Here is a 17,762-nt window from a genome sequence, read left to right on the forward strand (position 1 = left end):
TTCGCATGCATCACCGCCGTGACACCAGGGCCGGATGCAGCACCACCTCGCGGCTCTTGACGACGAAGAACACCCGTCGGCCGGGTTCGAGGCCCAGCTCCGATACCGCGGCGGCGGTGATGTCTGCCGCGATACCCGGTGTGCCGTCGGGGTGCGGACGAGCTCGGACGCGGATGCCCGAGCCCTGCACTTCCATCTCCTCGATGACTACTTCGAAGACGTTGCGCGGGCTGGCGTGCGGCGCGGTGAGGTGTACCGAAACCGCAGCGGGGGAGAAGACTGCGACCACCGGCGTCCCCGAACCGTGTTGCCCCGAGCCGTGCACGACGGTGTCCCACGGCGTGCGCAGCGCGGTGGTGTCGCCGACGGTGAGTGCGTGGCCCGAGATCAGATTGACCCCGGCCATGCGAGCACCGAACTCGCTTCGCGGGGCGGTGAGAACGTCGGCGACCGAACCGCGTTCGACGACGCGTCCACCGTCGACGACGGCAACGCTATCGGCGAGTGCGACGACGTCGAGCAGATCGTGGGTGACGATCAGTGCCGTACGACCGTTCTCTCGGAGTACGGTGCGCAGCAGTCTTCGGATGGCCGGGGCCGTGTCGACGTCGAGCGCGGCGAGCGGTTCGTCGAGCAGGAGGAGTCGGGGATCGGCGGCGAGTGCGCGGGCGATGGCAACCCGCTGAGCTTGGCCCCCGGACAGCTGTGCCGGGCGGCGCTCGGCCAGGTGAGAGGCTCCGACTGCGTCGAGCCATCGATCGGCCACTGCCCCGGCCGTCCTCCGGTCGGCGCCGGAACTACGTGGTGCGAATGCGACGTTCGTCCGTGCGGTCATGTGAGGAAACAGCAGTGTCTCCTGTGCCAGAGTCGCGATGCCGCGGGCGTGCACCGGAACGGCCGTCCTTGCGGTCGTGTCGGTCAGAACGTCCTCGCCCAGGTGGACGATGCCGTCGTCGGGTGGCGCCAGGCCCGCGACGAGCTGCAGCAGTGTGGATTTACCTGCGCCGTTCGGTCCCAGGATCGCCGTTGTTTCACCCTCGGCGACATCCAGCTCGAGATCGACGCCCCGGGCCGCGACGGTGGCGCGCAGGTGTAGCGAACTCATGGTGTTCCCGTCGTTCGAGTACCGCGAGCGGCCAGGACCACCACTGCCGCGACGACGACGAGGACGAGCGACAGGGCTATCGCCGCGTCGGGGTCGGACTCGCGTTGCAGATAGATTTCGAGGGGCAGGGTTCTGGTCACTCCCTCGAGAGAACCGGCGAACGTCAGCGTCGCGCCGAACTCTCCCAGTGCGCGCGCGAACGCGAGAACGATTCCGGACGTCAACCCGGGCAGGATCAAGGGGAGGGTGACGCGGCGCAGGACCGTCGTAGGGGGAGCGCCCAAGGTTGCGGCCACCACGTCGTATCGGTCACCGGCAGTGCGCAGCGCGCCCTCGACGCTGACCACCAGGAAGGGCAACGATACGAAGGCCTGGGCGAGCACCACGGCCGTCGAGGTGAACGCGATCCGGATTCCGAAGGCATCGAGATGTTCGCCCAGTAGCCCCTGGCGACCGAACGTGTAGAGCAAGGCGATACCGCCGACCACCGGGGGGAGCACCAGTGGGAGGACGACGAGGGAACGCAGCGTCGACAGACCGCGAAACGAACTGCGGGCGAGGACCGTTGCCATCGGCACACCCAGGAGCACACACAACACCGTGCTCGCCGAGGCCGTCTTCAGACTCAACAGCAGTGCGGCTACTGCGGACTCGGACGTGATGAGCCCGAAGAAGTTCGTCCAGTCGATTCGGGTGAACATCGCGGCCAACGGCGCGACGACGAGAAGCGCTCCGGCAGCGGCAGGGACGAATATCCATCCGGGTACGCCGACGGTCGGACCTGTGCCCGCGGCGTGCCCGGTCACGGTGCCGCGAAACCGGCCTGCGTCAGCACTTCACGGCCGATCGGTCCGGCGACGAAGTCGGTGAAGGCGCGGGCCGTGTCCACGTTGTCGGATCCGCTCAATGCTGCGATCGGATAGGTGTTGACCGCCCCGCTCGATTCCGGGAAAGGCACGGCGGTGACGGCGTCTGCGGCCCCCGTTGCATCGGTGACGTACACCAGTCCGGCGTCGGCCTGACCGGAGGTGACCTTGCCCAGAACGTCGGTGACGGACGACTCCTCGCTGACTGCCGGGATGTCGGTTCCAGTGGCGTTCTCGACGGCTGCCGTGGCCGCGCCGCACGGCACCTGCGGCGCGCAGATCACCGTCAGCACATCGGGTTTCGCCAGATCGGCGAACGACCGGACGGCCTTGGGGTTACCCGGGGCAGTGACGATGGTGAGGGTGTTGGAGGCGAAATCGACCGGGTCGCCGGCGACGAGGCCGGCATCGACGATCGTGCTCATGTTCTTGGTATCGGCAGAGGCGAACACGTCGGCAGGTGCACCGTTGACCAGTTGCGCGGCCAGATCGGAGGAGCCCGCAAAGCTGAAATCGACTGTAGTGCCGGGATGTTCCTGCTCGAAGCGGGTGCCGAGGGCGGTGAACGTCGAGCGCAGTGATGCCGCCGCGAACACGGTCAGCGTGCTCGAACCCCCGTCCTGCGGAGCGTCCTCGGCAGCGGGGTCTGCCGCGCACCCTGCAAGCATCAGGGCGACCGCGACCAGAGCACCGTGAACCGCTCGAATGTTCTTCACTGACATCGTCCTTCGGTCCTAGGGGGTTTCGACAATGACGGTCGTGGCCTTGACGACCGCGACGGTGATGGAGCCCGGTTCGAGCCCCAATTCCTGGACCGACCGGGTACTCATCAGGGACACGATGGTGAACGGCCCACACTGCATGCGGACCTCGCTCATGACCGCGTCGGAGACCACCTCGGTGACCAGCCCCACGAGTCGGTTCCGGGCAGAGCTACCGCCCGATGCCACCTCGGGCGGGGGAGCGGCGTGCTCGCGGGCGTACTGCGCGAGAGCGCGCGCGTCGACGACCTTGCGGCCCGTCTCGTCGTCGCGGGAGGGCAGGGTCCCGCTGTCCATCCACCGGCGGACGGTGTCGTCGCTGACTCCGAGCAGTGCGGCGGCGTCGCGTACCCGTATCGGCGGTGCCGTCATCGCACGATGCCGTTTCCTGCACCTATCCGCAAAAGCGTCATAGATGGCACCATATACCCGAATCTGCGGTCGTTGGTGCGTGGACCCTCCTTTCGGAGCCGTCCGACGAACCGCAGCGGTTCACCCCGCGTGCACCGCTGCGGAATCTCCGGGGAGTATTGGAGGTTGGTACGTTCTCGGGCGGTTGTGGCGATTCGACGTCGGCGGCCGAGTGCATCGGAAGGGATCATCAGTGGCAGCCAAGTTATGGGCAGTGAGCGACATTCATGTCGGACATCGAGGCAATCGACCTGTCACCGAGGACATTCATCCCGAGTCACCCGAGGATTGGCTGATCGTCGCCGGAGACGTCTCGGAGAAGACCGACGACATCAAATGGGCGCTCGAGCTGCTGCGCAGCCGCTTCGCGAAAGTGATCTGGGTTCCGGGCAATCACGAGTTGTGGACGACGGTGAAGGACCCCGTTCAGATCCACGGAGCGGCTCGGTACGAGTACCTGGTCAATCTCTGCCGCGAGATCGACGTCGTCACTCCCGAGGATCCCTACCTGCTCTGGGAAGGCGAAGGTGGACCCGCGACGATAGTGCCGATGTTCCTGCTCTACGACTACACGTTTCTCCCGCAGGGTGCGCGGGACAAGGAGCACGGGCTGGCGATCGCGCGCGAGAAGAACGTCGTCGCCACCGACGAGTTCCTGCTGTCCTCTCAGCCGTATGCGACGCGCGATGCCTGGTGCCATGCCCGTATCGACGCCACCCGCGAGCGCCTCGACGCGCTGGACACCACGGTTCCCACCGTGCTGATCAACCACTTTCCGATGGTGCGTCAGCCGACCGAGGTGTTGTTCTACCCGGAGTTCGCCCTGTGGTGCGGGTCGACGCTGACGGCCGACTGGCACACCAGGTACAACGCGATCTGCTCGGTGTACGGTCACCTGCACATCCCGCGGACCACCTACTACGACGGCGTCCGCTTCGAGGAGGTCTCGGTGGGTTACCCGCGCGAATGGCAGCGCCGTGGACTGCCGAACAACGTTCTGCGCCAAATTCTTCCGGTTCCCGAGTATCCGCCGGGCACGTTGAACAAATGGGGCGGGCACTTCACCGTGACGCCCGAGATGGAGGCAGAGGTCGAGAAGATGAGGGCAGGCCAGTGATCGAATCGATTCTCCCCAACGGGGTCGTCTCGGCCGAATTGTTCACCGATCCACCGGGTTTGATGCCGCACCCACTCGAAGCGCCGTTGGTCGCCAAGGCGGTGGACAAGCGCAAGCGTGAGTTCACCTCGGCTCGACACTGCGCGCGTGTGGCGATGCAGAAGCTCGGTGTGGAGCCCGCGCCGATCATGCGCGGCACCTCCGGCGCACCGCAGTGGCCGAAGGGAGTGGTGGGGTCGTTGACGCATTGCGACGGCTACCGCGGTGCCGTTCTGGGCTACGCCATGCAGGTTCGCTCGGTGGGAATCGATGCCGAGCCACACGGACCTCTTCCCGACGGTGTGCTCGACGCGGTCAGCCTCGAAGCCGAGCGCGAGTGGCTCTCGACCGCGGGCCGAGAAGACGTCCACTGGGATCGAGTGTTGTTCTGCGCCAAGGAGGCGACGTACAAGGCCTGGGAGCCGCTGACCGGTCGCTGGCTGGGGTTCGAGGACGCGCACATCACGTTCGAGCGCACCGGCACCGGTGACGACATCTCGGGAACGTTTCGATCCGAACTGCTGGTCCCGGGCGACACCGTGTCCGGACCTCCGCTGACGGCTTTCGACGGTCGATGGATGGTGTCCGACGGTTTGGTGATGACGGCGATCTCGGTGATGTGACGACCGGCTCGTCGCGCCTGGCACAATGCACTCTCGTGAGTGCTCGCGGAAAGATCTCGTCCGGTCTCGTCGGTGCCGGTGTGTTGGTGGTCGACAAGGGGCCGGGCGTCACCAGTCACGATGTCGTCGCGTCGTGCCGAAAGTTGTTGCAGACCAGAAAGGTCGGTCATGCGGGGACGTTGGACCCCATGGCGACCGGGGTGCTGGTTCTGGGCGTCGAGCGGGCGACCAAGATGCTCGGATTGCTGACGCTGACGACCAAGTCGTACACCGCCACTGTGCGACTGGGGCGCAGTACGACGACCGATGACGCCGAGGGTGAGGTGCTCGCCGACGTCCCGGCCACGAATGTCTCGGATTCGGACATCGCGGCCGGGGTTGCCGCACTCACCGGTGACATCGAGCAGGTTCCGGCCAGTGTCAGTGCCATCAAGGTCGACGGTCAGCGGGCACACAAGCTCTCGCGCGCCGGTGAGGAGTTCACCCTCGCCGCTCGCAAGGTCACTGTCACTCGCTTCGACGTGACGGCTCGCCGCGATGTCGTCGATTCCGATGGCCGGTTCGTCGACCTCGATGTCGAGGTGGACTGCACGTCGGGGACGTACGTGCGCGCGCTCGCACGGGATCTCGGCGCAGCACTGGGCGTCGGCGGCCACCTGACGGTTCTGCGCAGAACCAGGGTCGGGCCGTTCACGCTCGACCACGCCGTGACGCTCGAGGAATTGGCCGAGAATCCCGCTGTGGGCCTCGATATAGACGAGGCCGCGCGCACCGCATTTCCGCACCGACAGATCGATGCCGCCGAAGCGGAGTCGCTCAGCCAGGGACGCTGGCTCGATCCCGTCGGAATCGAGGGGGTCTACGCGGCTGTCGATCCCACCGGGCACACCATCGCGTTGCTGCAGGAAAAGGGCAAGCGGGCGAGCTCGGTGATGGTGGTGCGGCCGGCAACACTGCGCGGGTACTGATTTCCCGTTCGAGTCGGCCCTGCGACCGAGGGGACTGCACCGCTCAGGTGGCCGGAACCATCCAGATCGCTTCGGCGGCGCGGTGACCGAGATCGATGGACTCCGTGCTGCCGCGTCGGGCGAGTTCGATCGCCACCGTGCCGGCGTAGTCGCGTCGTTCGACCACGGTGATCGGTAGATCGAGCTCGATGCCGACCGAATCGAAGTACCGGAGCATTGCGGGGTCCGAATCGGAGATACGAGCCACTCGTCCCGACTGACCGTCGAGGTACTCGCTCAGTCTGGTTGCGGACGGCGTGTCGATGGATCCGTTGGCCGACGGAATCGGGTCCCCGTGTGGATCTCGTTCGGGGTGGCCGAGTTTGGCGTCTATCCGATCCATCATCAGATCGGATACCGCATGTTCGAGGATTTCTGCCTCGTCGTGGACCTCGTCCCAGCCGTACCCGAGTTCGCGAACGAGGTAGGTCTCGATGAGGCGATGTCGACGGACCATGCCGATGGCCGCCAGTCGGCCCTTCTCGGTGAGTGAGATGGCACCGTACCGGGCGTGGTCCACCATGCCCTGATCGGCGAGTTTGCGAATCGCCTCGGACACCGTGGATGCGGATACGCCGATTCGTTCGGAGAGCATCTTGGTGCTGACGGAGTCTTCACTCCATTCGCTGGCCGTCCAGATGACCTTGAGGTAGTCCTGCGCAACTGCGGACAGCTGTACGCCCTCGTCGGCCGGAGCTGGATCGTCTTTTCGTTGCGCCACGTCGCCGAGCTTAGGCAATCCAATGGAAAAAGACATCTCACCCGGCCGGAGCCACCGTCACCTGTCCTCGGCGGCGCAGAGCGCGCGTGACGATGCCCTGCGCCGGGCTGAACAGGTAGGCCAGCACGAACACCAGGCCTTGGGCCAGCACCACGCTGCCACCCGAGGAGACGTCGAGATAGAAACTGGCGTAGATACCGACCAGGGCGCAGCCCACCGAGATGGCGGGGGCAATCATCAGCATGCGGCCGAAGCTGTGGGTGAGTAGGTATGCGGTTGCGCCGGGTGTGATCAGCATGGCGACGACCAGGATGACGCCGACGGCCTGTAGCGCCACGACGGTCGTCAGCGCGAGCAGCGTCAACATCGCGGCCGAGATCACGCTCGGATTGATACCGACCGCGCGAGCCTGCGTGCGGTCGAAGGCGAACAGAGTGAAATCGCGACGCTTGATCACCATCACGGCCAACGCCAGCCCGCCGAGCACGAACACCTGGATCATGTCCGACTGCGACACCCCGAGCAGGTTTCCGAACAAGATGTGGTTGAGGTCGATCTGGCTCGGAAACTTGGAGATCAGGACGACGCCGAGGGCGAACAACGTGGTGAACACGACGCCGATCGCGGCGTCCTCCTTGACGATGGTGGTGTTGCGAACCACCCCGATGGCACCGACCGCGATGAGTGCGAACAGCAGCGCGCCGATGGCGAACGGCGCACCCAGCAGATAGGACAGGGCGACGCCGGGGAGTACCGCGTGCGATACGGCGTCCCCCATCAGTGACCAGCCGATGAGTACGAGCCAGCAGCTCAACACTGCGCAGACGATCGAGGCGGTGACGGTCACCAACAGCGCACGCTGCATGAAGGTGTATTCGAGAGGATTGACGACGAAGTCGATCAGGTACACGGTTCAGCTCACTTCCGAAGTTGGAGAGCTCGCGCCCAGTTCGTCGATCCTCGACGGGTCCATGCCGAAGGCCAGTGCCAGGTTCTCCGGGCGCAACACCTCGGCTGGACTGCCGTGCATCAGGACCCGCTGCTGCAGCAGGATCGCCTCGTCGCACAGTTCCGGAAGGGCGTGCAGATCGTGGGTGGACACGAGGACGGACGCACCCTGAGCGGCCAGTTCTCGGAGGAGTCGCGTGATCGTCGCCTCGGTCTTCTTGTCCACTCCTGCGAACGGCTCGTCGAGCAGCAGCAGCGACGCTTCCTGAGCGATGGCGCGGGCCACGAATGCCCGTTTGCGTTGTCCGCCGGAGAGTTGCCCGATCTGTCGATCGGCGAGCTCGGTGAGATCGACTCGTCTCAGGGCCGCGTCCACCGCAGCTCTGTCTGCCGCTCGAGGTGTTCGGAGAAAGTTCTGTTTGCCGTAACGACCCATCATCACCACGTCCCGGACGCTGATGGGGAAGGTCCAGTCGACCGATTCGGCTTGGGGCACGTAGCTGACCGTCCCGGCTTTGCGGGCCCGGGCGGGGTCGCCACCGAAGACCGTGATCGAACCGGCATCGGTCTTGACGACGCCCATGATGGCCTTGAACAGCGTCGACTTACCCGATCCGTTCATTCCGACCAGGCCGCAGACGCGTCCGGGTGCGAGGGTCAGGCTCGCGCCGACCAGCGCCACGACGTCTCGGTACCGAACGTCGACGGCGTCGACGGTCAGCGCGGCACCGTCCCGGTTCGCACCCGAGATGTGCCGGGTCATCGCGTGCCCACCAACGCGTCGGCGATCAGCCGCGCGTCGTAACGCAGCAGATCGAGGTAGGTGGGCACGGGTCCGTCGGCGGCGCTGAGGGAGTCGACGTACAGCTTTCCGCCGAAGCGGGCACCCGTGTCGTCGGCGACCTGGAGCTGAGCCTTGTCCGAGACGGTCGACTCGCAGAAGACGGCAGGCACGTCGTTGTCACGTACGAAATCGATGGTGCGGACCACTTGTTTGGGTGTCCCTTCCTGTTCGGCATTGACCGGCCACAGATACGCCTCTTGCAGGTCGAAGTCGCGGGCCAGATAGCCGAACGCGCCCTCACACGTCACCAGAGCACGTTGCTGCGCCGGAAGTTGGGCCAGATCGGATTCCAGTTCGTCGCCGACCGACCGCAGCTCGGTGATGTACGCGGCGGCGTTGGCGCGGTATTCCTCGGCATGGACAGCGTCGAGCGCCACGAACGCGTCGGCGATGTTGGTGATGTAGGTCTCCGCCACGACCGGCGACATCCAGGCATGTGGATTGGCCTTGCCCGCATACGCGTCGTCGCGGATGTAGACGGGTTCCACGTGTGCGCTGACGACCGCGTGCGGTGCGGGCACCCGCTCGACGAACTTTTCGAACCACGCCTCGAGTCCCAGACCGTTGTCCAGGATCAGATCGGCGCTTTCGGCAGTGCGTAGGTCGCCGGGTGTGGGCTCGTACCCGTGAATCTCGGCTCCGGCCTTGGTGATCGACTCCACACGGAGATGGTCGCCTGCAACGTTCGCGGCCATGTCGGCCAGCACCGTGAACGTCGTCAGCACCAACGGTCTGCCGTCGTCCATCGACGTCGGCTCGTCGTCGCCGACCGCGCGAGCGCATCCGCTCGACGTCGCTACCAGCAGTCCCGCCACGGCCCAGCTCGCAACGATTCGACCCACGCGAGATCCGCGAGATCGAAGAAATAAGTTAGGCACCCCGAAATATTTACCGTGGGGACACCCTTTTGTCCATACCTGCCGCACGCGACACGCCTGTCCGAGGATGACCGAGCGGCCGCCGGGCCGTAGGCTTCGCGGTGTGCAGAGATGGCGAGGTCTCGACGATGTACCTGCCGACTGGGGCCGATGTGTGCTCACGATCGGTGTGTTCGACGGCGTTCACCGCGGACATGCGCAGTTGATCGGTAGAGCAGTGGCCGCAGCTCGGGAACGCGGCGTACCCAGTGTGCTCATGACGTTCGACCCCCACCCGATGGAAGTGGTCCGTCCGGGTAGTCACCCCGCGCAGTTGACGACGTTGACCCGGCGTGCCGAACTGGCCGAGGAACTGGGCATCGACGTGTTCTGCGTCATGCCGTTCACGCCCGAACTGATGAAACTCACCCCCGAGCGATACGTGCACGAGATCCTCATCGAACGCCTGCACGTTGCAGAAGTGGTCGTCGGCGAGAACTTCACCTACGGGAAGAAGGCGCTCGGGACGGTCCCCATGCTGCGCAAGATCGGCGAACGGTCCGGCTTCGCAGTCGACGGAGTCAACCTGTTGGCCGAGCATGCCGTCACGTTCTCGTCCACCTACATCAGGTCGTGCGTGGACGCCGGGGACGTCGCGGCAGCAGCTGCAGCGCTCGGCCGCCCGCATCGCGTCGAGGGTGTCGTCGTGCACGGCGACGGACGCGGCCGTCAAATGGGCTATCCCACAGCCAATGTCGCTCCGCCGATGTACTCGGCCATACCGGCGGACGGGGTCTACGCCGCCTGGTTCACCGTGCTCGGTCCGGGTCCGATCATGGGGACGGTCACTCCGGGGGAGCGGCACCCGGCGGCGGTGTCGGTGGGCACGAATCCCACGTTCTCGGGACGCACCAGGACCGTCGAGGCGTTCGTGCTCGACGGCGAGGGAGACCTCTACGGGCAGCACGTGGCCGTCGACTTCGTCGAGCGACTGCGCGGAATGGAGAAGTTCGATTCCATGGAAGCTCTCGTGGAGGAGATGGGCCGGGACGCCGACCGGGCCCGCTCGATCCTGGCCGCCAGCGCAGCCTGATAGGCTGACTCCTCGGTGTTCGCTGCGGTCCGCGGCGGCTGCACCGGCTTCGATACCGCCCGGATGATCATGCATCGTCCACGGCGGGGCCCGTTGCTTCCTTTCACGCGGACGTCATTGATCAGGAGTAGTACCAGTGGCATTGACCACCGAACAGAAGAAGGCCGTTCTCGGCGAGTACGGCTTGCACCCCACCGACACGGGTTCGCCCGAGGCGCAGGTTGCAATGCTCACCAAGCGCATCGTCGACTTGACCGAGCACCTCAAGATGCACAAGCACGATCACCACTCCCGCCGCGGCCTGTTGCTGCTGGTCGGACGTCGTCGTCGTCTGCTCAAGTACATCGCGAAGGTAGACGTCACTCGCTACCGTTCGCTCATCGAGCGTCTGGGTCTGCGTCGATAATTTCGATCGACGCGAGGATGTTGCCGATGCATGGTTCGACGCGCCGGTGTACACCCGACTCGCAGCAATAGTGCAGTAGCCAACGAGGCAGTGCTTAGACTGTTCCTCGTTGGCTTTCTGTGTTTGTACCGCAACATCAGGATAGTCAGCACGACCAGCGGATACACGGTATCCGCACACCGCCGTGTATGCCTGTCACGCCGTGGTGTCGGTCTTCGGTAGTGGCTTTTCGGATACGAGATCCGGAGGGCTTCGATCGATGGCCGCCTCCGCGCAGCCGCGTCCCGAGACGAACTCTCGGAGATGGACGGCACAGGTATGCCGCCACAGCCAGGAGGGCTGGTGGTGTGTCCACGCGGGCACGGCAAAGACGAGAGGACGAGAACAGAACACATGTCGGACACCACAACATTGGACGCCGAAGAAGGCGTCTACGAAGCAACAGCGATCATCGACAACGGCTCTTTCGGTAAGCGGAGCATCCGCTTCGAGACGGGTCGCCTCGCACAGCAGGCCGCAGGCGCAGTCGCCGCGTACCTCGACGAGGACACCATGCTGCTGTCGGCAACGACGGCAGGCAAGCACCCCCGTGAGGGATTCGATTTCTTCCCGCTGACGGTCGACGTCGAAGAGCGCATGTACGCCGCGGGCCGTATCCCCGGATCGTTCTTCCGCCGCGAGGGCCGTCCGTCCACCGACGCCATCCTCACCTGCCGCCTGATCGACCGGCCGCTGCGTCCGACGTTCGTCGACGGACTGCGCAACGAGATCCAGGTCGTCATCACGGTCATGAGCCTCAACCCGGCCGATCTGTACGACGTCGTCGCGATCAACGCCGCGTCGGCATCGACCCAGATCGCCGGCCTGCCGTTCTCCGGTCCGATCGGCGGCGTTCGCGTCGCGCTGATCGACAAGCAGTGGGTTGCGTTCCCGACCAACGAGCAGCTCGAGAAGGCCGTGTTCAACATGGTCGTCGCCGGCCGCATCGTCTCCGGCTCCGGTGCCGACGCCGACGTCGCGATCATGATGGTCGAGGCCGAGGCCACCGAGAACGTCATCGAGCTCATCGAGGGCGGCGCTACCGCACCCAACGAGGCAGTTGTCGCCGAGGGCCTCGAGGCCTCGAAGCCCTTCATCGCAGCCCTGTGCACCGCACAGCAGGAGCTCGCGTCCAAGGCCGCCAAGCCGACCGGCGACTACCCGGTCTTCCCGGCGTACCAGAGCGACGTCTTCGAAGCCGTCGAGAACGCCGCGAAGATCCCGCTCAACGAGGCACTGACCATTGCCGGCAAGGCCGAGCGCGAGAACAAGCTCGACGAGGTCAAGGCTCAGGTCCTCACCTCGGTCGGAGACAGCTTCGCCGGCCGCGAGAAGGAGATCGGTGCCGCGTTCCGCGCACTGACCAAGAAGTCGGTTCGCCAGCGCATCCTCACCGATCACTTCCGCATCGACGGCCGCGGCATCACCGACATCCGGTCGTTGTCCGCCGAGGTCGCGATCATCCCGCGTACCCACGGATCGGCTCTGTTCGAGCGCGGCGAGACCCAGATCCTGGGCGTCACCACCCTCGACATGGTCAAGATGGCGCAGCAGGTCGACTCGCTCGGGCCCGAGACGTCCAAGCGCTACATGCACCATTACAACTTCCCGCCGTACTCCACCGGTGAGACCGGCCGCGTCGGTTCGCCGAAGCGTCGCGAGATCGGTCACGGCGCACTCGCCGAGCGCGCTCTGCTGCCGGTTCTGCCCAGCCAGGCAGAGTTCCCGTACGCCATCCGCCAGGTCTCCGAGGCATTGAGCTCCAACGGCTCGACCTCGATGGGCTCGGTCTGCGCATCGACTCTGTCGCTGCTCAATGCCGGTGTGCCGCTGCGTGCCCCGGTTGCCGGTATCGCGATGGGCCTCGTGTCCGACGAGGTCGACGGCGAGACTCGCTACGTCGCCCTCACGGACATCCTCGGTGCCGAGGACGCGTTCGGCGACATGGACTTCAAGGTCGCCGGAACCAAGGACTTCGTCACCGCCCTGCAGCTCGACACCAAGCTCGACGGCATTCCCTCCAAGGTGCTCGCCGGCGCGCTGTCACAGGCGAAGGATGCTCGCACGACGATCCTCGAGGTCATGGCCGAGGCCATCGACACCCCGGACGAGATGAGCCCGTACGCACCTCGCGTCACCGCGATCAAGGTGCCGGTCGACAAGATCGGCGAGGTCATCGGGCCCAAGGGCAAGATGATCAACTCCATCACCGAGCAGACCGGTGCCAACATCTCGATCGAAGATGACGGCACTGTCTACGTCGGTGCAGCGGACGGCCCGTCCGCACAGGCCGCGATCGACATGATCAACGCCATCGCCAACCCGCAGCTGCCGAAGGTCGGCGAGCGATTCCTCGGAACCGTCGTCAAGACAACGGCTTTCGGTGCATTCGTCTCGCTGCTCCCGGGCCGCGACGGACTGGTGCACATCTCGAAGCTCGGTAACGGCAAGCGCATCAACAAGGTCGAGGACGTCGTGAGCGTCGGGTCGAAGTTGCGCGTCGAGATCGCCGATATCGACAACCGCGGCAAGATCAGCCTCGTTCCCGTCGAAGACGACAATGCAGCTGCTCCCGCCGACGCTCCCGAGGCACCCGCCGAGGTCAGCGCTGAGTAAGAAGCAAGCGAGCCGAACGGTACGTCCCCTCGGGACGTACCGTTCGGCCGTTCCAGAGACCAGCGGCACCGACACGGGCGTTCGACGCACGACTCTGCCCGGCGGCCTTCGGGTCGTCACCGAGTTCGTTCCCGGCGTTCGCTCGGCATCGGTCGGTGTGTGGGTCGGCGTCGGCTCGCGCGACGAGCAACCCAGCGTCGCCGGTGCCGCGCACTTCCTCGAACATCTGCTGTTCAAGTCGACGCCGACGCGTAGTGCGCTCGAGATCGCCCAGGTGATGGACGGTGTCGGGGGAGAGCTGAACGCATTCACTTCCAAGGAGAGCACGTGCTTCTACGCGCACGTGCTCGACGAGGACGTCGCGCTCGCGATCGATCTCGTCAGCGATGTGGTGCTTCGTGGTCGGTGTAGATCGGCAGATGTGGACGTCGAGCGTCAGGTGGTCCTCGAAGAGATCTCCATGCGCGACGACGATCCCGAGGATCTCCTGGGAGATGCTTTCCTGGAAGCGATGTTCGGTGATCACCCGATCGGGCGTCCGATCATCGGATCTGTCGAATCCATCGAATCGATGACCCGTTCCCAACTGCATTCGTTCCATGTTCGCCGCTATACGCCGCAACGGATGGTCGTCGCCGTCGCAGGCAACGTCGATCACAAGCAGATTGTGTCCTTGGTACGTCGCGCCTTCGCGGGTCATCTGGAAAAGGGCCTGAGGCCGGCCGAAAAGCGTAGCGGCACAGCGCGATTGCGCCAGAATCCGACGCTGAGCCTGACCACCCGGGACAGCGAACAGGCGCATCTGTGCCTGGGCGTACGGGCGTTCGGACGTCACGAAGGACACCGCTGGGCATTGTCGGTACTGAATTCTGCTGTCGGCGGTGGGCTCAGTTCTCGCCTGTTCCAGGAGATCAGGGAAGAGCGCGGACTGGCTTACTCGGTGTACTCCTCGGTGGATACGTTTGCCGACAGCGGGGCGTTCTCGGTGTACGCGGGATGCCAGCCGGAGAACCTGGGCGAGGTCACCACGGTGATTCGCGAGGTGCTCGCCAAGGTTGCGGCCGAGGGCATCACCGATGCCGAGTGCGCTCGCGCCAAGGGGTCGTTGCGCGGTGGATTGGTGCTGGGACTGGAAGATTCGGGTTCTCGGATGAACCGTATCGGTCGCAGCGAACTGAACTACGGCAATCACCGAGACATCACCGACACCCTGGCGCGTATCGACAGTGTCGGCAACGACGAGGTGCGTGAGGTCGCGGCGGTGTTGCTCGATCGGCCCTTCGGTGCCGCCGTGGTGGGGCCGTACAAGTCGGTCCGGCAATTGCCCGCGTCGGTCAAGTCTCTGATTCGCTGACGTTCCTGATCGCGTCGCGCACTGCGCGGCGGATCAGGGATGTCACCATCGGCGTGCCGCCTATGGGGTCGAGCGCCCGCGTGGAGTGCAGCGCCGCGATCCCGTGCGCGGAGGTCCACAGTCGCAGGGCTACGAACTGTGGATTCTCCGGAACAACCGCACCGACCGTCTCGATCAACGTATCGAACAGCGGGCGTGAGGTGTCGGAGAGCTTCTCGCCGGAACCCTCCAGCAGGTCGTGCCGAAACATCAGCGCGAACATCGCCGGTCGCTCCACCGCGAACTGCACGTAGGCCTCGGCAATTGCGTCGAGAGCAGTCAGGGGTGAATTCGACTGCCGAGCCGCCGATGTCGCTCGTTCACCGAGATCGACGAGCCCGACCCTGGCCACGGCTGCGGCCAGAGCGTTCAGCGTCGGGAAGTATCGCCGCGGGGCACCGTGCGACACTCCCGCCTCTCGGGTCACCGCTCTGATCGTCAGCCCGTCCTGCCCGTCACGGTCGAGCAATCGCACGCCTGCGTCCACCAATCGGGTCCTGAGGTTGTCCGCCACGTAGACATTGTCTACTCTCGGCGTCGACGTTGTCCAGCCGAAGGGGTCGAACCATGTGGTACCTGTTGTTCAAATACGTGCTCATCGGACCGATTCTCCGAGTTCTCGGCCGTCCGTCGGTGGTCGGCCTGGACAATCTTCCGACCTCCGGTCCGGTCATCATCGCCGGAAATCACCTGACCGTCGTCGATTCTTTCTTTCTCGTTCTTCTGGTTCGACGTCGGGTCACGTTCATCGCGAAAAGCGAGTACTTCACCGGTAGAGGTGTCAAGGGGGCCGCGCTCCGGTGGTTCTATTCCGCGACGGGCCAAGTCCCGGTCGATCGACGCGGCTCCGCCGCCTCGGAGCCGGCGCTCGAAGCCGCGAAAAGTGTTCTGCGACAGGGGGACATCTGGGCTGTCTATCCGGAAGGCACTCGGTCACCCGACGGCAGACTGTACAAGGGTAAAACCGGTATGGCGCGGGTCGCGATCGAGACCGGTGCTCCCGTCGTGCCGGTGGTCGTCCACGGAACGCTCGGGTTCAATCCGGTGGGTTCGCGGATGTGGAGACCGGCAAAGGTGCGACTGGTCGTCGGCGAACCGATGGACTTCTCCAGATATGCCGGGGGACAATCCAATCGGGTCATCATCCGTGCTGTCACGGATCAGGTCATGGCATCGTTGGCGGACCTGTCGGGTCAGGAGTACGTCGATCTGTACGCCGCCGATGTCAAGGCGGCGTCATGAGCACCGTGGGCCGATGTCGAGATGAGGTGTGCTCAGAGCTTCTTCTTGTTCCGCAACAACTTCCAGGGCACCAAGGCTGATTCGAGCTGGACCGACAGGCTCATCTTCGACTCGCCTTCGCTGCGCTCCTCGAACGTGATCGGTACCTCGGCGAGAGTGAGCCCGTGTTTGACGGTGCGGTAGTTCATCTCGACCTGGAACGCGTACCCGTTGCTCTCCACCGACGCGACGTCGATCGTACGGAGCGTGCGGGCATGCCATGCCTTGAAGCCGGCGGTGGCGTCCTTGACTCCGAGACGAAGAATCGTGTTCACGTAGAAGTTGGCCCACGCCGACAGCGCCTTGCGGTGCCACGGCCAGTCCGCCGCGACCGAACCGCCGGGGACGTAGCGCGAACCCAGCACGACCGCGGCGTCGGTGCTCTGCAGCTTGTCGATCATCGCCGGAATCACCTCGGTGGGGTGCGACAGATCGGCGTCCATCTGGATCACGATGTCGGCTCCCTCGTCGAGGGCCCGTGTCATGCCGGCCACGTATGCGCGGCCCAGACCGTTCTTCTCGGTGCGGTGCAGAACGGAGACCTCGAGGGGACCGTCGATGGCGAGTTTGTCGGCGATGTCACCGGTTCCGTCGGGGGAATTGTCGTCGACCACGAGAACACCGAGCCCCTCGACCTTCAGCCCGGCCAGCAGTTCGACCAGCTTGGGGAGGTTCTCGCGTTCGTTGTACGTCGGTACAACGACGGTGGTCTTCGGGGCGACTCGTTCCGTACTCACCACCGTATGATCCGTGATTCCGTGTTCCGATCAAAATTTCGGACACGATCGGCCGCGTCGGTGCGGGTTTCGGAGGCCCGATGGGGCTATCGGCCTCGGTGCTCGACGAAGGTATCGCCGCGCAGTATCGGCACGCAGGAACTCGAACCGACTTCGGCGGCGATGTCGACGTCCTCGGGGTGGCCCATCGCTATGAGCTCCCGCCCCGAGCCGCATCGCCGCAGCTCGGTAGCTATATCCGCCGCGGCAGCGTGCCACGCGGTCGCAGCGACCACCGCCTCGGGGGATGGATCGAACAGGCCGGACTCCACGAGCGGTGCCAGCACGGCTCCGGCACCCCACAGGTCCTCCACTGCGGGCCGCAACGACGAATCGGGCCATCTCTCGCCGGCGGCTATGACGGCAATCACGCTGTGGGGGTGCTCGTCGACGACCCACTGCGCGATCGCGGCGGCGTTGCGGAGCGATGCGCCCACGCACGCGTCGACCCGGGCGGCGAGTGCGTGGGCGATCGTGGAACCGTTCGGCGACGGCAACACGAGTCGACTCGGTGGCGGTGCGGCGGCGCGCACGGTGGCAGGACACAAGCTGACGTCTCCCGGCGTGGCAACCGAACGGCCGACTGCGAGAACGGCGTCGTGTTGCTCGGCCAGGTGGGTGGCACGGTCGTCGCGCCATCGGCTGGGTACGACGTCGATTCCGGCGTCCATCGCCACCGTCAGAGTGGTCGTGAACGACAGGACGTCCACGACGACGGCGATGTCGGCACCGGCGACCACGGCGTCGATCGCGGACAGGCCCCACTCGAAGCGCAATGCGCAGTCGTTCTGAGTGTGGGCGGAGTCGGCCGGCATTGCGGAACCGTAACCGCTATTGCGTCCGGTGCTACGTTCGGCCC

At 65.3% G+C, this 17,762-nt stretch carries 19 protein-coding genes; 8 read left to right on the forward strand and 11 right to left on the reverse strand.

From position 1 onward, the window contains the following. Positions 1 to 10 precede the first annotated feature (10 nt). The 4 genes from K414_RS0115435 to K414_RS0115450 all read right to left on the reverse strand — a co-directional run bounded on the left by K414_RS0115435 (position 11) and on the right by K414_RS0115450 (position 3,104). Entirely contained in the window at positions 11 to 1,105 is a 1,095-nt protein-coding gene (locus K414_RS0115435; protein ID WP_027496752.1) for an ATP-binding cassette domain-containing protein, read from the reverse strand. Then, on the reverse strand, positions 1,102 to 1,911 hold the full coding sequence (locus K414_RS0115440) for an ABC transporter permease (protein WP_027496753.1): 810 nt from the start codon (positions 1,909 to 1,911) through the stop codon (positions 1,102 to 1,104). The genes K414_RS0115435 and K414_RS0115440 overlap by 4 nt, the downstream gene beginning before the upstream one ends. Next, complete coding sequence (modA, locus tag K414_RS0115445; RefSeq protein ID WP_161631831.1) at positions 1,908 to 2,639, reverse strand: molybdate ABC transporter substrate-binding protein; 732 nt, start codon at positions 2,637 to 2,639, stop codon at positions 1,908 to 1,910. The genes K414_RS0115440 and modA overlap by 4 nt, the downstream gene beginning before the upstream one ends. A gap of 66 nt (positions 2,640 to 2,705) precedes the next feature. Continuing rightward, positions 2,706 to 3,104 (reverse strand): TOBE domain-containing protein, encoded by a 399-nt coding sequence (locus K414_RS0115450; protein ID WP_027496755.1) that lies wholly within the window; start codon positions 3,102 to 3,104, stop codon positions 2,706 to 2,708. A 232-nt stretch (positions 3,105 to 3,336) separates the two neighbouring features. Between K414_RS0115450 and K414_RS0115455 the strand changes: the two genes are divergently transcribed. Genes K414_RS0115455 through truB form a run of 3 tightly spaced genes read left to right on the forward strand, consistent with a single transcriptional unit; the run spans position 3,337 to position 5,890 of the window. Then, complete coding sequence (locus tag K414_RS0115455) at positions 3,337 to 4,260, forward strand: metallophosphoesterase (protein WP_027496756.1); 924 nt, start codon at positions 3,337 to 3,339, stop codon at positions 4,258 to 4,260. Next, positions 4,257 to 4,922, forward strand: a complete 666-nt coding sequence (npt, locus tag K414_RS0115460; protein ID WP_027496757.1) for a 4'-phosphopantetheinyl transferase Npt — start codon at positions 4,257 to 4,259, stop codon at positions 4,920 to 4,922. The genes K414_RS0115455 and npt overlap by 4 nt, the downstream gene beginning before the upstream one ends. Before the next feature lie 35 nt (positions 4,923 to 4,957). Then, on the forward strand, positions 4,958 to 5,890 hold the full coding sequence (gene truB, locus K414_RS0115465; RefSeq protein ID WP_027496758.1) for a tRNA pseudouridine(55) synthase TruB: 933 nt from the start codon (positions 4,958 to 4,960) through the stop codon (positions 5,888 to 5,890). 43 nt (positions 5,891 to 5,933) lie between these two features. Here the strand turns inward: truB and K414_RS0115470 are convergent, their stop codons facing one another. From K414_RS0115470 to K414_RS0115485, 4 genes are read right to left on the reverse strand one after another with little or no spacing between them, the layout of a single operon-like run. Further along, positions 5,934 to 6,668, reverse strand: a complete 735-nt coding sequence (locus K414_RS0115470) for a metal-dependent transcriptional regulator (RefSeq protein WP_094622522.1) — start codon at positions 6,666 to 6,668, stop codon at positions 5,934 to 5,936. 19 nt (positions 6,669 to 6,687) lie between these two features. Beyond that, positions 6,688 to 7,560, reverse strand: a complete 873-nt coding sequence (locus K414_RS0115475; protein WP_027496760.1) for a metal ABC transporter permease — start codon at positions 7,558 to 7,560, stop codon at positions 6,688 to 6,690. Between the two features lie 3 nt (positions 7,561 to 7,563). Next, complete coding sequence (locus tag K414_RS0115480; protein ID WP_051365128.1) at positions 7,564 to 8,361, reverse strand: metal ABC transporter ATP-binding protein; 798 nt, start codon at positions 8,359 to 8,361, stop codon at positions 7,564 to 7,566. Beyond that, the gene (locus K414_RS0115485; RefSeq protein ID WP_139278453.1) at positions 8,358 to 9,188 is read right to left on the reverse strand and encodes a metal ABC transporter substrate-binding protein; all 831 of its coding nucleotides are present in this window, start codon (positions 9,186 to 9,188) and stop codon (positions 8,358 to 8,360) included. Before K414_RS0115485 ends, K414_RS0115480 begins: the two co-directional genes overlap by 4 nt. A gap of 235 nt (positions 9,189 to 9,423) precedes the next feature. On the opposite strand from K414_RS0115485, the gene K414_RS0115490 reads away from it, so the two are divergent. The 4 genes from K414_RS0115490 to K414_RS0115505 all read left to right on the forward strand — a co-directional run bounded on the left by K414_RS0115490 (position 9,424) and on the right by K414_RS0115505 (position 14,807). Then, on the forward strand, positions 9,424 to 10,392 hold the full coding sequence (locus tag K414_RS0115490) for a bifunctional riboflavin kinase/FAD synthetase (RefSeq protein ID WP_027496763.1): 969 nt from the start codon (positions 9,424 to 9,426) through the stop codon (positions 10,390 to 10,392). Positions 10,393 to 10,528: 136 nt separating this feature from the next. Further along, the gene (gene rpsO, locus K414_RS0115495) at positions 10,529 to 10,798 is read left to right on the forward strand and encodes a 30S ribosomal protein S15 (protein WP_027496764.1); all 270 of its coding nucleotides are present in this window, start codon (positions 10,529 to 10,531) and stop codon (positions 10,796 to 10,798) included. Positions 10,799 to 11,191: 393 nt separating this feature from the next. Then, positions 11,192 to 13,453 (forward strand): polyribonucleotide nucleotidyltransferase, encoded by a 2,262-nt coding sequence (locus K414_RS0115500; protein WP_027496765.1) that lies wholly within the window; start codon positions 11,192 to 11,194, stop codon positions 13,451 to 13,453. Further along, complete coding sequence (locus K414_RS0115505; RefSeq protein ID WP_196250467.1) at positions 13,398 to 14,807, forward strand: pitrilysin family protein; 1,410 nt, start codon at positions 13,398 to 13,400, stop codon at positions 14,805 to 14,807. Before K414_RS0115500 ends, K414_RS0115505 begins: the two co-directional genes overlap by 56 nt. On the opposite strand, the gene K414_RS0115510 is transcribed toward K414_RS0115505, so the two are convergent. Continuing rightward, entirely contained in the window at positions 14,788 to 15,360 is a 573-nt protein-coding gene (locus K414_RS0115510; protein ID WP_027496767.1) for a TetR/AcrR family transcriptional regulator, read from the reverse strand. The genes K414_RS0115505 and K414_RS0115510 overlap by 20 nt on opposite strands. Positions 15,361 to 15,413: 53 nt before the next feature. Here K414_RS0115510 and K414_RS0115515 point away from each other — a divergent pair, with 53 nt between their 5' ends. Further along, positions 15,414 to 16,088, forward strand: a complete 675-nt coding sequence (locus tag K414_RS0115515; protein ID WP_027496768.1) for a lysophospholipid acyltransferase family protein — start codon at positions 15,414 to 15,416, stop codon at positions 16,086 to 16,088. 32 nt (positions 16,089 to 16,120) lie between these two features. Here K414_RS0115515 and K414_RS0115520 read toward each other — a convergent pair whose 3' ends face one another. Together K414_RS0115520 and K414_RS0115525 are read right to left on the reverse strand one after the other, a co-directional pair. Continuing rightward, positions 16,121 to 16,864: a polyprenol monophosphomannose synthase gene (locus K414_RS0115520; RefSeq protein WP_027496769.1), complete on the reverse strand. Its 744-nt coding sequence runs from the start codon at positions 16,862 to 16,864 to the stop codon at positions 16,121 to 16,123. 86 nt (positions 16,865 to 16,950) lie between these two features. Continuing rightward, a complete protein-coding gene (locus K414_RS0115525; RefSeq protein WP_027496770.1) occupies positions 16,951 to 17,718 on the reverse strand; it encodes a 2-phosphosulfolactate phosphatase in 768 nt (255 codons plus the stop codon). Between the last annotated feature and the right edge of the window lie 44 nt (positions 17,719 to 17,762).

The organism is Rhodococcus sp. JG-3 (assembly GCF_000482405.1).
Classification (GTDB): domain Bacteria; phylum Actinomycetota; class Actinomycetes; order Mycobacteriales; family Mycobacteriaceae; genus Rhodococcoides; species Rhodococcoides fascians.